The organism is Methyloversatilis sp., from assembly GCF_030698125.1.
Taxonomy (GTDB): domain Bacteria; phylum Pseudomonadota; class Gammaproteobacteria; order Burkholderiales; family Rhodocyclaceae; genus Methyloversatilis.
In genome coordinates, this window is record NZ_JAUYNV010000025.1 from 302,567 (window position 1) to 314,706 (window position 12,140).

General features: G+C 64.1%; 15 protein-coding genes. All 15 read right to left on the minus strand.

Going from position 1 to position 12,140, the window contains the following annotated elements:
* Positions 1-17: 17 nt before the first annotated feature.
* Positions 18-1,052 (minus strand): beta-N-acetylhexosaminidase, encoded by a 1,035-nt coding sequence (nagZ, locus tag Q8Q80_RS11125; RefSeq protein WP_305632970.1) that lies wholly within the window; start codon positions 1,050-1,052, stop codon positions 18-20.
* On the minus strand, positions 1,049-1,438 hold the full coding sequence (acpS, locus tag Q8Q80_RS11130; protein WP_305632971.1) for a holo-ACP synthase: 390 nt from the start codon (positions 1,436-1,438) through the stop codon (positions 1,049-1,051). Before acpS ends, nagZ begins: the two co-directional genes overlap by 4 nt.
* Positions 1,435-2,190: a pyridoxine 5'-phosphate synthase gene (locus Q8Q80_RS11135; protein WP_305632972.1), complete on the minus strand. Its 756-nt coding sequence runs from the start codon at positions 2,188-2,190 to the stop codon at positions 1,435-1,437. The genes acpS and Q8Q80_RS11135 overlap by 4 nt, the downstream gene beginning before the upstream one ends.
* Positions 2,191-2,193: 3 nt before the next feature.
* The gene (gene recO / locus Q8Q80_RS11140; protein ID WP_305632973.1) at positions 2,194-2,928 is read right to left on the minus strand and encodes a DNA repair protein RecO; all 735 of its coding nucleotides are present in this window, start codon (positions 2,926-2,928) and stop codon (positions 2,194-2,196) included.
* A 58-nt stretch (positions 2,929-2,986) separates the two neighbouring features.
* On the minus strand, positions 2,987-3,937 hold the full coding sequence (gene era / locus Q8Q80_RS11145; protein ID WP_305632974.1) for a GTPase Era: 951 nt from the start codon (positions 3,935-3,937) through the stop codon (positions 2,987-2,989).
* Positions 3,934-4,611 carry a ribonuclease III gene (rnc, locus tag Q8Q80_RS11150; RefSeq protein WP_305632975.1) on the minus strand — a complete coding sequence of 226 codons (678 nt, stop codon included), beginning with the start codon at positions 4,609-4,611 and terminating at the stop codon, positions 3,934-3,936. Before rnc ends, era begins: the two co-directional genes overlap by 4 nt.
* A 4-nt stretch (positions 4,612-4,615) precedes the next feature.
* Positions 4,616-4,981, minus strand: a complete 366-nt coding sequence (locus tag Q8Q80_RS11155) for a DUF4845 domain-containing protein (protein WP_305632976.1) — start codon at positions 4,979-4,981, stop codon at positions 4,616-4,618.
* Between the two features lie 27 nt (positions 4,982-5,008).
* Positions 5,009-5,821 (minus strand): signal peptidase I, encoded by an 813-nt coding sequence (gene lepB, locus Q8Q80_RS11160; RefSeq protein WP_305632977.1) that lies wholly within the window; start codon positions 5,819-5,821, stop codon positions 5,009-5,011.
* Between the two features lie 18 nt (positions 5,822-5,839).
* Positions 5,840-7,633, minus strand: coding sequence for a translation elongation factor 4 (lepA, locus tag Q8Q80_RS11165; protein ID WP_305632978.1), 1,794 nt, complete (start codon positions 7,631-7,633; stop codon positions 5,840-5,842).
* Between the two features lie 73 nt (positions 7,634-7,706).
* Entirely contained in the window at positions 7,707-7,970 is a 264-nt protein-coding gene (locus Q8Q80_RS11170) for a glutaredoxin family protein (RefSeq protein WP_305632979.1), read from the minus strand.
* Positions 7,967-9,421 carry a DegQ family serine endoprotease gene (locus Q8Q80_RS11175; protein WP_371132746.1) on the minus strand — a complete coding sequence of 485 codons (1,455 nt, stop codon included), beginning with the start codon at positions 9,419-9,421 and terminating at the stop codon, positions 7,967-7,969. Before Q8Q80_RS11175 ends, Q8Q80_RS11170 begins: the two co-directional genes overlap by 4 nt.
* Positions 9,418-9,846: a SoxR reducing system RseC family protein gene (locus tag Q8Q80_RS11180; protein WP_305632980.1), complete on the minus strand. Its 429-nt coding sequence runs from the start codon at positions 9,844-9,846 to the stop codon at positions 9,418-9,420. The genes Q8Q80_RS11175 and Q8Q80_RS11180 overlap by 4 nt, the downstream gene beginning before the upstream one ends.
* On the minus strand, positions 9,846-10,814 hold the full coding sequence (locus tag Q8Q80_RS11185) for a MucB/RseB C-terminal domain-containing protein (protein ID WP_305632981.1): 969 nt from the start codon (positions 10,812-10,814) through the stop codon (positions 9,846-9,848). The genes Q8Q80_RS11180 and Q8Q80_RS11185 overlap by 1 nt, the downstream gene beginning before the upstream one ends.
* Positions 10,811-11,332: a sigma-E factor negative regulatory protein gene (locus Q8Q80_RS11190; protein ID WP_305632982.1), complete on the minus strand. Its 522-nt coding sequence runs from the start codon at positions 11,330-11,332 to the stop codon at positions 10,811-10,813. Before Q8Q80_RS11190 ends, Q8Q80_RS11185 begins: the two co-directional genes overlap by 4 nt.
* A gap of 5 nt (positions 11,333-11,337) precedes the next feature.
* Entirely contained in the window at positions 11,338-11,937 is a 600-nt protein-coding gene (rpoE, locus tag Q8Q80_RS11195; RefSeq protein WP_069040772.1) for an RNA polymerase sigma factor RpoE, read from the minus strand.
* Positions 11,938-12,140 lie beyond the last annotated feature (203 nt).

Sequence of the window (12,140 nt, forward strand, 5' to 3'; positions counted from 1 at the left end):
ACTTCACGGCCGGCCGGTCAGGCGGTGAGCCGCTGCACCTGATCGAGCGCATCGCGATAACGTGTGTCCTGCGCGAGCTGCGTACGGTCGCCGAACGGCTGCTTCGGCAGCAGCGACGCGACGCGCGCGCTGCGCTCGGCGTCGGGCGCCGGATGCCAGCCGTCTATGAGCCGGATCGCCTGATCTCGTGCATTGCACACCAGCACCATGTCGCAGCCGGCGTCCCACGCCGCTTCCGCGCGCGCGACGACGTCACCGACGACCGATGCACCCTCCATCGACAGGTCATCACTGAACACCACGCCGTCGAATTCGAGCCGGCCGCGCAGGATGTCCTGCACCCACTTGCGTGAGAAACCCGCCGGCAGCGCATCGACTGCCGGGTAGATGACGTGCGCCGGCATCACGGCATCGATCTGCCGGCCCAGCTGCAGATAGGGCTGGATGTCGGTGCGCCAGATCGTGTCGAAATCGCGTTCGTCGACCGGGATGGCGACATGCGAATCGGCGGCGACGAAGCCGTGACCGGGGAAGTGCTTGCCGACCGACTTCATGCCGGCCGCGCGCAGCCCCTCTGCCAGTGCACCGGCCAGTGCGGCGACGATGGCCGGATCGCCGTGAAAGGCACGGTCGCCGATGACGGCGCTGGCACCGAAATCGAGATCGAGCACCGGCGTGAATGACAGATCGACGCCCAGCGCACGCAGTTCGGCGGCCAGCACGAATCCGGCGGCGCGCGCTTCGCCCAGCGCTGCGGTGGCATCGGCTTCGTAGCGTGTGCCCAGCGTGCGCATCGCCGGCAGATGGGTGAAGCCATCGCTGCGAAAACGCTGTACGCGACCGCCCTCGTGGTCGACCGCGATCAGCAGCGGCGGTGTGCGCACGGCGTGAATGGCTTCCGTCAGCGCGGCGAGCTGGCGTGCGTCGCTGAAGTTGCGGGCAAACAGGATGAGCCCGCCGACCGAAGGATGGGCGAGCAGTTCGCGGTCTTCGGCGTCCAGTTCGAAGCCGGCCACGTCGAGCATGACCGGGCCGGGAGGGGCGTGTCTCATGCTGCGGTCTCCGTGCGCTCGACCACGACGAAAGCCAGCGCGTACGCGACTTCGTCCGACAGCGACAGATGCGGATGCAGACCACGCTGCTCCAGCCACTGCATCAGCAGCTCGTCGAACAGGAACACCGGCTTGCCGAGGTCGTCGTGCGTTACGGCGATCGAGCGCAGCAGCACCGGCGCGCGCACCCCCGTGCCAAGTGCCTTGCCGAGCGCTTCCTTGGCGGCGAAGCGCTTGGCGAGAAAGCGTGCCGGTTCGCGCGCGCGCTCGAATTCAACCATTTCGGACACGGCCAGAATGCGCCGTGCCAGCGCTTCGCCATTGCGCGTGACCAGCCGTTCCAGCCGCGCGATGCTGCACAGGTCAGTGCCCACACCGAAAATCATGCCACCCTCCCCGCCGCCTCTCGCATCAGTTGCTTCATTTCGCGCACCGCCTCACGCAGGCCGACGAACACCGAACGGCTGACGATGGCATGACCGATGTGCAGTTCGCGCACGCCCGGCAGCTCCGCCACCGGCTGAACATTGGCGTAGTTCAACGCGTGACCGGCGTTGAAGCGCATGCCCAGATCGCGGATCGCCTTGCCGGCAGCGCGCACCTTGTCCAGTTCGACCGCCACCGGCTGCGATTCGCGATCGCGGCCGAAACCGTGGAAGGCATGCGCGTACGGGCCGGTGTGCACCTCGCACACCTGGGCACCGATACGCGCCGCTGCTTCGATCTGCGGCAGTTCGGCGTCGATGAACACGCTGGTGACGATGCCGGCGTCGCGCAGGCGCCCGACCACGCCGTGCAGACGCTCTTCCTGCGACACGATGTCCAGCCCGCCCTCGGTGGTCACCTCGTGCCGCCCTTCCGGCACCAGCATGGCCATCTCGGGCTTGAGGTTGCAGGCGATGCCCACCATTTCATCGATGGCCGCCATTTCGAGATTGAGCTTGATGTGCACCAGATCGCGCAGCCGGCGCACGTCGTCGTCCTGGATGTGACGACGGTCTTCGCGCAGATGCACGGTGATGCCGTCGGCACCGCCCAGATGCGCCTCCACGGCGGCCCACACCGGATCCGGCTCGTAGGTGCGGCGCGCCTGGCGCAATGTGGCAACGTGGTCGATATTGACGCCAAGTTCGATCATGAGTCAGAGATCCTGTAATTCGATGAATACACGCCGGGTTCGCAGTTCCTGCCCCTGCAGATAGTGGGCGATCAGCGTGCGCATCAGTGTTCGTGCCAGACGCGCGACCTGCGGATCGCCGTAATCGTCACCGCTGATCGCCAGCGCCTGCGCGCCAGTCAGGCTGACAACGTCAGGCGCGCCCGCGTCGCCCGCCACCAGGCCCTGATCGGGCACGTAATGGTACGAAGCATCTACAGCCAGCGCGTCGCCGTGCGCGTCGACGTCCAGCGTCAGCCCGTAACCCAGTTCCTGCAGCAGCGATTTCTCGAAGCTGCGCAACAGCACCTGATGGCTGGCCGTTTCGCCCGGTGCCAGCGCCAGCTTCTGCAACGTGTCGGCATAGCGGTCGAACAGCGCCGGGTGCGCATCCTCGCGTGCCAGCAGGCGCTGCAGCAATTCGTTCAGATAGTAGCCCAGCAGCAGCCGCGGGCCGGACAGCATGGGCCATGCGCGCTGCCATTCGGCGCGCGCCAGCGTACGCAACTCCCCCTGGCCGAACCAGCCCAGTTCGAGCGGCTGGAATTCCACCAGCACGCCACGCAGCGCCGCACGCGGTCGCTTGGCACCGCGCGCCACCAGGCCGATACGGCCGAAATCGCGGCTGAATACATCGACCACCAGGCTGGTTTCGCGGTAGGGGTGGGCCTGCAGCAGGAAGGCGGGCTGGCCGTCCACCCGCTGCTTGCCAGAATTCACCTGACCGCCTTCCGGCGACCTTGGCTGCGCCGCCTCGCGGCAGACAGCACCACTGCGCTCACGGCTCGAAACCCAGGCTCTTCAGCGCGCGTTCGTCGTCGGCCCAGCCGCTGCGCACCTTCACGTGCAGCTCCAGGAATACCTTCGAGTCGAACACCTTTTCCATGTCGTGGCGCGCCGCGCTGCCGACGGTTTTCAGCACTTCGCCATTGCGGCCGATCACGATGCCCTTGTGCGCCTCGCGGCCGACGATGACCGCCGCCGCGATACGGCGCAGATTGCCTTCCGCCTCGAAGCGCTCGATCTCGACCGCCAGCCCGTACGGCAGCTCGTCGCCCAGTTGCCGGAACAGTTTTTCGCGGATGTACTCGGCGGCAAGAAACCGTTCGCTGCGGTCGGTGAAGTCGTCGGCGTCGAACATGGCCTGACCTTCGGGCAGCAGGTCGCCCGCCACCTTCATCAGTGCATCCAGCCCGTCGCCGCGCTGCGCACTGACCGGCAGGATGGCGTGGAAATCGTGCAGCTTCGCAATGCGCTCGACGAAGGGCAGCAACTTTGCGCGATCACCCGCCTTGTCGGTCTTGTTCAGCAGCAACAGCACCGGCCGGTCTTTCGGCAGCAGCGCAATCACTTCCTGATCGGCTTCGGTCAGCTTGCCCGCTTCGATGACGAACACGATCACGTCGACGTCGGCCAGCGCCTGCGTGACCGAGCGGTTCATCACGCGGTTCAGCGCATTGCGGTGCTTGGTCTGGAAGCCGGGCGTGTCGACGAACACGAACTGACGGGCGTCGCGGGTCAGCACCCCGTGTATGCGGTGCCGCGTGGTCTGCGCCTTGGCCGAGGTGATGCTCACCTTCTGGCCGATCAGACGGTTCATCAACGTCGATTTGCCGACATTGGGCCGACCGACGATGGCGATGAAGCCGCAGTGGGTGATCGGCGGCGTGGTCGGTGATGTATCGGGCGGCGTGTCCGGCAATTCGCCGTCCGCAATGGAATCGGTCATGTCTGTCCCTGCAGTTGTTCGAGCGCGCGCGATGCGGCGGCCTGTTCGGCGGTGCGCCGGTTGCTGCCCTCGCCTTCGGTCGCGAGGCCCAGTGCCTCGACGCGGCAGCGCGCACGGAAAGCCTGGGCATGTGCCGCGCCGGTCACGGCGCTGATTTCATAGACCGGGAGCGGCTTGTGTCGTGCCTGCAGCCACTCCTGCAATGCGGTTTTCGGGTCGCGCGAATCGAGCTCAGGGTTCAGACCGGTCAGGCGCGCGCCGAACAGCTGCGCGACCGTCTGCCGCGCCGCGCCGTAGCCGGCTTCGGTGAAGACAGCGCCGATCAAGGCTTCGAGTGCATCGGCGAGGATGGACGGTCGGGAACGGCCACCGGTCTTCACTTCGCCATCGCCCAGACGGAGCGCGCTGCCGAGATCGAGTTCGCCCGCCATGTCGGCCAGCGTGTCCTGCTTGACCAGGTTGGCGCGCAAGCGGGACAGCACGCCTTCCGGGAGATCGGGGAAGCGCTCGCACAGCAGGTCCGAGGCGATGCAGTCGAGCACGGCATCGCCGAGAAATTCGAGCCGTTCGTTGTGCGTGGCGGAAAAACTGCGATGGGTCAGCGCCTGGGCAAGCAGGTGCTTCGACAGGAAGACGTGGCCGAGCCCCTGCTCGATCTGCCCGGCGGAGGTCACGACGTCAGTTCGGCCCGATGGCCGCCCCTTCGAATTCGAACAGGATGCTCACCGGCCCGAACATATGCACCTTGCGGTCGTAGGCGAACGAGACCTCGACGCCGTTCGAGTCCTTGATGATGTCGAGATCCGCCGGCGTGACGCTGGACATTTCATCCATGATGGATCGCTTGGCGAAGGCGTTGCGGTAGTCAGCTACCGTGCCGCCCTTGATTTCGCCGTTCTTCACGATGGCATTCACGTTCTTCAGGATGGTGTAGTACTCGATGACCGCCGGAATCGTCTTCATTGCGAGTACCAGAACGATGCCGGCGATGCCCGCAACGAACAGGAAACCCACCAGACTCAGACCGGATTGCTTGCGCAGCATCTGTTGACTCCTCATGGTGCGATCAAACTACCTGAAGCTGCCGATACGTCCGAAATCGATGCCCTTCGGCGGCAGGATGGTGTCCGCGTGGAACCAGATGAAAAAAGCCTTGCCCACGATGTTCTTGTCCGGCACGAAACCCCAGATGCGGCTGTCGGCACTCTGATCACGGTTATCACCCAGCACCAGGTAGTGGCCCACCGGCACTTCGCAGCGCACCCCTTCGCGATTGTAGACGCAGTTTTCGCGCCCCGGAAAATCGAGTGCGGTCGGAATGTCGGCACGTGCGTCACGGTCGTTCAGGATGTGATGCTGCACGTCGCCCAGCGTTTCGCTGTAGCGATTGGAGTAGTAGGCGCGCTCGCTGTGGAAGTAGTCTTCCGCCGGTTCAAGCGGGACTTCGACACCGTTGATGGTCAGCCGCTTGTTCTGGTAGGCCACCGTGTCGCCCGGCAGGCCGACCACGCGCTTGATGTAATCGACCGACGGATCGGCCGGGTAACGGAACACCATGACATCTCCGCGCTGCGGATCATTCATCGGAATGATCTTGTCGTGCAGCACCGGCAGACGCACGCCGTAGGTGAACTTGTTCACCAGGATGAAATCTCCGATCAGCAGCGTCGGGATCATCGACCCGGACGGGATGCGGAACGGCTCGACGACAAAACTGCGCAGCCCGAACACGACGATGATGACGGGGAAGAAGCTTGCGCCGTATTCAACCCACCAGGGGTCCGGCGCGCCGGCCGGCCGCTTGCGCGCGAATACCATGCGGTCCAGGCCCCACAGGATGCCGGTGACCACGCACAGCACGAAAAGGATGAGTGCAAAATTCAAGATTCGGGTCCAGTCTTTTTATTTGTCGTCGACACGCAGTACCGCGAGGAACGCCTCCTGCGGTATTTCGACGTTGCCTACCTGCTTCATGCGTTTCTTGCCGGCCTTCTGCTTTTCGAGCAGCTTCTTCTTGCGTGAAATGTCGCCGCCGTAGCACTTGGCCAGCACGTTCTTGCGCAGCGCCTTGATGGTTTCGCGCGCAATGATGTGCACCCCGATCGCCGCCTGCACGGGCACGTCGAACATCTGGCGCGGAATCAGCTCGCGCATCTTGGCCGCCACTTCGCGGCCGCGGTACTGCGCGTTGGCCCGGTGCACGATGACCGACAGGGCGTCGACCTTTTCGCCCGCCACCATGATGTCGAGCTTCACCACGTCCGCTGCGCGGTATTCCTTGAATTCGTAGTCGAGCGAAGCGTAGCCGCGCGACACCGATTTGAGCTTGTCGAAGAAATCGAACACCACCTCGGCCATCGGCAGGTCGTAGGTGAGCTGCACCTGACGGCCGTGATACAGCATGTTCACCTGCTGCCCGCGCTTCTGCTCGCACAGCGTGATCACCGCACCCAGATATTCCTGCGGCAGGAAGATGACCGCCTTGATGATGGGCTCGCGGATCTCCGACATCTTCGATACTTCGGGCAGCTTGGCCGGGTTCTCGACCATGACGATGCTGCCGTCGTTCATCAGCACCTCGTACACCACTGTCGGTGCCGTGGTGATGAGGTCCATGTCGAATTCCCGTTCCAGCCGCTCCTGCACGATTTCCATGTGCAGCATGCCGAGGAAGCCGCAGCGGAAACCGAAACCCAGTGCCTGCGATACTTCCGGCTCGTACTGCAGCGAGGCGTCGTTGAGCTTGAGTTTCTCCAGCGACTCGCGCAGCTGGTCGTACTCGCTGGCTTCCACCGGATACAGCCCGGCAAACACCTGCGGCTTGATTTCCTTGAAGCCGGGCAGCGGCTCGGGCGCACGGTGATCCGCCAGCGTGATGGTGTCGCCGACCTTGGCTGCCTTCAGTTCCTTCAGGCCGCAGATGACGAAACCGACCTCGCCCGCCGACAGGCTTTCGCGCGGCAGGGACTTGGGCGTGAACACGCCGACCTGATCGACCTGGTACTGCGCACCGGTCGACATGAACAACATCCGGTCCTTCGGTTTCAATGCGCCATCGACCACGCGCACCAGCATGACGACGCCGACGTAGTTGTCGAACCAGGAATCGATGATCAGTGCCTTCAGCGGCCCCGCCGGATCACCCTTGGGCGGCGGAATGCGCACTACGATCATTTCGAGGATGTCGTCGATACCCAGTCCGGTCTTGGCGGAACACTGGATCGCATCGGTCGCGTCGATGCCGATGACGTCCTCGATTTCCTGCCGCGCATTCTCCGGATCCGCCTGCGGCAGATCGATCTTGTTCAGCACCGGCACCACTTCCACGCCCAGATCAAGCGCGGTGTAGCAGTTGGCCACCGTCTGCGCCTCGACGCCCTGCGACGCGTCGACCACCAGCAGCGCACCTTCGCAGGCGGACAGCGAGCGGCTCACCTCATAGGAGAAATCGACGTGACCCGGGGTGTCGATCAGGTTGAACTGATAGATCTGACCGTCGTTGGCCTTGTAACGCAGGGCCGCGGTCTGTGCCTTGATCGTGATGCCGCGCTCGCGCTCCAGATCCATCGAATCAAGGACCTGCGCCTCCATTTCGCGATCGGACAGACCGCCGCAGCGCTGGATCAGACGGTCGGCCAGCGTAGACTTGCCGTGGTCGATGTGGGCAATGATGGAAAAGTTTCGGATGTGCTGCATCGTCAGAGTGGAAACAGGAATGAAAAAGGGTGCCCATGGCGGCACCCTTGTCTGGTCAGCCGGACCGACGAGATCAAGCGCGCGATTCTAGCAGATAGGCCTGCACCGCCTGCGGATCAAGCCGGTGACGGCACAGTTCGCGCTCGCCCGCGCACAGCACCGGGATGTGTTCGCCATAGGCGGCTTCGAATTCCGGGTGCTCGTCGATGTCGATTTCACGCACTTCGACGCCAAGCGGCGCGATCATCGGCGTCAGCTGCTCGAGCAGATCGTCGCACAGATGGCACCAGCGACGCAGATAGAGCGTCAGCGCCGGCGCATTCGGCGGCAGATTCACTTCTCCGCGTCCTGACCATTCGGCACGCGCAATGTCAGGAAGGTCTGGTTGGTGCCCCGCCGGACCAGAACGGTCAGGCCGATCTTCGGTTCCATGCTGGACAGGATGCTGTTGAACTGATCCAGCGTGGACACCGGTGTCTGCTTGCCACGCGCAATGACGGCCAGGATGACGTCGCCGATGCGCAGGTCGGACCGGACGCCGCCGGTGATGTTTTCCACCCGCAGGCCACCTTCGATCTGCATGCCGCGCCGCTGCTGTGGCGTCACTTCGGACAGCACCAGACCCAGGCGGTTGGACTGCGGTGCTGCTTCCGGCGCACCGCCGCCACGACGGCCGCGTCGCGGATCGGCCAGATCGTCGTTCAGCTCGGCCACGGTGACCGCAATGTCGCGCGTGGCGCCATTGCGCCACACCTGGGCGATCGACGATGCGCCCGGCTTGGTACCGCCGACCAGTCGCGGCAGGTCGCCCGATCCTTCCACCGGTTTGCCGTCGAAACGCAGGATGACATCCCCCGGCACGATGCCCGCGACTTCGGCCGGGCCGCGCGGTTCGACCGAACTGACCAGGGCGCCTTCCGGCCGCTTCATGCCGAAGGAATCGGCCAGTTCCTTCGTCACCTCCTGGATCACGACGCCGATGCGCCCGCGCTGCACGCGCCCGTTGGCGCGCAGTTGCGACTGGATGTCCATCGCGACGTCGATCGGGATCGCAAACGACAGTCCCATGAAGCCACCGTTGCGGCTGTAGATCTGGGAGTTGATGCCCACCACTTCGCCGCGCAGGTTGAACAGCGGTCCGCCGGAATTGCCCGGATTGATCGCCACGTCGGTCTGGATGAAGGGCACGAAGTTTTCCTGCGGCAGCGAGCGCCCCTTGGCCGACACGATGCCGGCCGTGACCGAACTTTCGAAGCCGAACGGCGAACCGATGGCCACCACCCACTCGCCGACGCGCAGCTTGGTCGCATCTCCGAATTTCACCATCGGCAAGCCGCTGGCGTCGATCTTCAGCACCGCAATGTCGGTGCGCTTGTCGGCGCCGATGACGCGCGCCTTGAACTCACGCTTGTCGCTGAGCTTGACGGTGATTTCCTCCGCCTCGTCAACGACGTGCGCGTTGGTCAGCAGATAGCCGTCGGCCGACACGATGAAGCCGGATCCCAGCGAGCGCGCATCCGGCGACCCCGGGCCGCCGGGCTGCTGGGGCACAAAGCGACGGAAGAAGTCGTACATCGGGTCATTTTCGTCCATGCCGGGTGGCATCTGAGGCATGGCGCGCGTGCTGACCTTCTGCGTCGTGCTGATGTTCACGACCGCCTGCCCCTGCCGCTCGACCAGCTCGGAAAAATCCGGCAACTGGCGTGGTGCGGGCGGCTGCGCCGGCGCCGCCGCCATGGCAAACGTCGTGACAAAACTCAGGAACAGCGCGGCAATGAATGCTTTCATGATTCCGGACGGGTTCGGGTTTGCGGAACGGAACGGATCGCCGGCAGCAGCTCGGCACGCGGCTGCACGCGTCGAAGCCACAGCACGGATGCGGCGAGGCCGGTAACGGCCCCGGCTGCAACCGCCAGATCCGAGTCGCCGACGACGACGCGCGCAAGCAGCGCACCGGCGAACATGGCGGCGAGACCGACGCCATAGGTCATCAGCGCGGCAACCAGCGGGGCATTTTGCGGAACCGAAACCTCGACACGATCGCCTTCTGCGACCGCGTGCGATATCGGAATCACGTAGGTGGTCGGGCGGGCTGAACATGCCTGACCGCAGCCACCGACATCGTCACAGCGGCCGCAGCCGCTGCTGCGCACGACGTCCACCCAGGCAAGGCGACCGGCGACGCGTCGCACCTGACCCTGCCGGATGTCCATCAGCGCTTCTGCTCCACGCCCTCGACCATGCGCAGCAGACTGTGCGGTGGCACTTCGCCGAGCGCGGTGACGATGAAGTTGCCGACGCGGCGCTTGAACACATTGACCGCGCCATGCTTCATCGGCCCGATGAAATTGCCGTCTTCCTTGCGGAAGGGCTCGATGAACACCGATATCGCCGCCAGCCCGTCCGAGAACACCATGTGCACCATGTCCGGACGGTCGGGTCCGAGCGAGCGACGCATGCCGGCAATCTGCCTGAACCCCGGCACTGGCGCGCTCGCAACCCAGCCGACATCCACGTTCTGACCTGTGGTCGTGCTGGCGGAATGCACCGCCCAGCCTTCGGACATCGCCGCCATGCGCGAACGTACATCCTCGCGACTGAGCGGAAGACCTATTTCGAGTTGTGCAAACGCAAATTGCTCGATCGCCTCGCCGCGTTCATTGACCATGCGCGCCTTCAGCAGCAATCCGGTCTGCGCCTCGATCCAGAACACGTAGCCGAAACGGAAACCATCTTTCGGTTCAAGCAACACCGAGTGCGTCTCGAAACCCGCGACGCGACCGGACGCTCCGCGCTTGATTGCGTAGAACTCGCCGAGCGAGTTGATCGATTCCGGAAGCAGCGAAGGGAAGGTTTTGCGCGAACCCCGCCGGTCTTCGATGACGATCTTCTCTTTCGGCAGGTAACAGCGAACCTCGTCATTGATGCGCACTACCTCACGCGGACTGCCGTCGAGCACTTCCAGGCGTTCGATGGAATTTCCATCGGAATCGACGTAGTGGGCGATGCGCGACGTTTCTACATTCGCGCCGCTTTGATAAACGAAAGTACCGGCGTAGGACAGGTTTTGCGAGGCAGTGACCGCCCGGCTCAACATGGAAAGTGCTTCAGCCTGGCTCTGCGCCCAAGCGACCGGGCCGCCGATCAGGGCGGCCAGCAAGCAGACCGCGCGGAAGATCATCGACGGTCGTCGGCCGAAGCATCCGAAACACCACGTGCGTAGAGCGCCACGCCCTGCATGCTCCCGGTGGGCGAATAGCCGTGGTGCGCAACGAGGTAGGCACGCAAGGGCGCGTCGTTGTTCGCGCCGGTTGCACGTACCTGCGGCGTGTAACTCACTGACGGCGTGCTGGCCGCCAACTGGACGGGTGTGCCGGCAGGCATCAGATCAAGTCCGAGCCAGGACACGAGCGCCACGCCGGAGACAGCGGCCGCTGCCGACATCCACATACGCTTCGGGGCGGCCGCCGACCGACGCGTGACCGGCGCCAGAACCGTGGGCTCATCGTCAAGCCGGCTCATCACCGACGCGGTAAAGGCTGCGCCAAGTCCGATGTCGCCGCGCAAGGCATCACCGACCGCAACCTGCAGCGCAAACTCGTCGCGCAGGTCACCGTCGGCGTGCAGGCGATCGAGCACCTGCTGGGCCTGGCGGTCTTCGAGTTCGTTATCGATCAACGCGCTCAGATTCTCTTTCATGGGTCTTACCACCTCTTGTCAGGAGCCGTGTCGAGCAACGGCCGCAGTTTTTCCGATATCGCCTCGCGGGCGCGGAAAATACGCGAACGCACGGTCCCGATAGGGCAGTCCATCACGGTCGCAATTTCTTCGTATGCCATGCCTTCGAGCTCGCGCAACATGATTGCGGTACGCAATTCTTCCGGCAAGGCATCCATCGCGGCATTCACCGTTTCGCCGATCTGCTTGGTGAGCAGCAGGCGTTCCGGTGTGTTGATGTCGCGCAGATTGTCACTGTCGTCAAAGTTTTCAGCTTCTTCCGAATCGAATTCAGTGCTTGTCGGCGCGCGTCGCCCCTGCGATACCAGATAGTTCTTCGCGGTATTCACGCCGATCCGGTACAGCCAGGTATAGAACGCGCTTTCACCGCGAAAGGACGGCAACGCGCGGTAAGCCTTGATGAAGGCTTCCTGTGCGACGTCCTCCACTTCGGCCGGGTCACGTATGAGTCTTGAAAGCAGTCGGCCGAGCTTCCGCTGGTACTTGGTGACGAGAAGGCCAAAGGCCTGCTTGTCGCCGCGCTGCGCCCGCTCGACCAGCAACTGGTCAACTTCTCGCTCGCTCATTTGTGCGGTTGCTTTGCCCGGATCTTTCACCGGTACGGCATTTGAACTGGCGCGCAGTATATCCGAGCGCTCAGGCCTGAGTACTGCTTGAAGGGGAGTAAGGGTCGCGTCCATGCTGCAACAGACCGGGGCATCTCCGCAAAGTTCATCCGGTCAATGACCGGCACTGCAAAAGCGTACGGTCGCGCACAGAAAATATTGCC

Coding starts and splice junctions, on each gene's coding strand:
- acpS (WP_305632971.1), bottom strand. CDS start 1,438: ATGATTTTCGGTGTGGGCACTGACCTGTGCAGCATCGCGCGGCTGGAA.
- Q8Q80_RS11135 (WP_305632972.1), bottom strand. CDS start 2,190: ATGATCGAACTTGGCGTCAATATCGACCACGTTGCCACATTGCGCCAG.
- era (WP_305632974.1), bottom strand. CDS start 3,937: ATGACCGATTCCATTGCGGACGGCGAATTGCCGGACACGCCGCCCGAT.
- nagZ (WP_305632970.1), bottom strand. CDS start 1,052: ATGAGACACGCCCCTCCCGGCCCGGTCATGCTCGACGTGGCCGGCTTC.
- Q8Q80_RS11175 (WP_371132746.1), bottom strand. CDS start 9,421: ATGAAAGCATTCATTGCCGCGCTGTTCCTGAGTTTTGTCACGACGTTT.
- lepA (WP_305632978.1), bottom strand. CDS start 7,633: ATGCAGCACATCCGAAACTTTTCCATCATTGCCCACATCGACCACGGC.
- rpoE (WP_069040772.1), bottom strand. CDS start 11,937: ATGAGCGAGCGAGAAGTTGACCAGTTGCTGGTCGAGCGGGCGCAGCGC.
- Q8Q80_RS11185 (WP_305632981.1), bottom strand. CDS start 10,814: ATGATCTTCCGCGCGGTCTGCTTGCTGGCCGCCCTGATCGGCGGCCCG.
- Q8Q80_RS11190 (WP_305632982.1), bottom strand. CDS start 11,332: ATGAAAGAGAATCTGAGCGCGTTGATCGATAACGAACTCGAAGACCGC.
- Q8Q80_RS11155 (WP_305632976.1), bottom strand. CDS start 4,981: ATGCTGCGCAAGCAATCCGGTCTGAGTCTGGTGGGTTTCCTGTTCGTT.
- Q8Q80_RS11180 (WP_305632980.1), bottom strand. CDS start 9,846: ATGGACATCCGGCAGGGTCAGGTGCGACGCGTCGCCGGTCGCCTTGCC.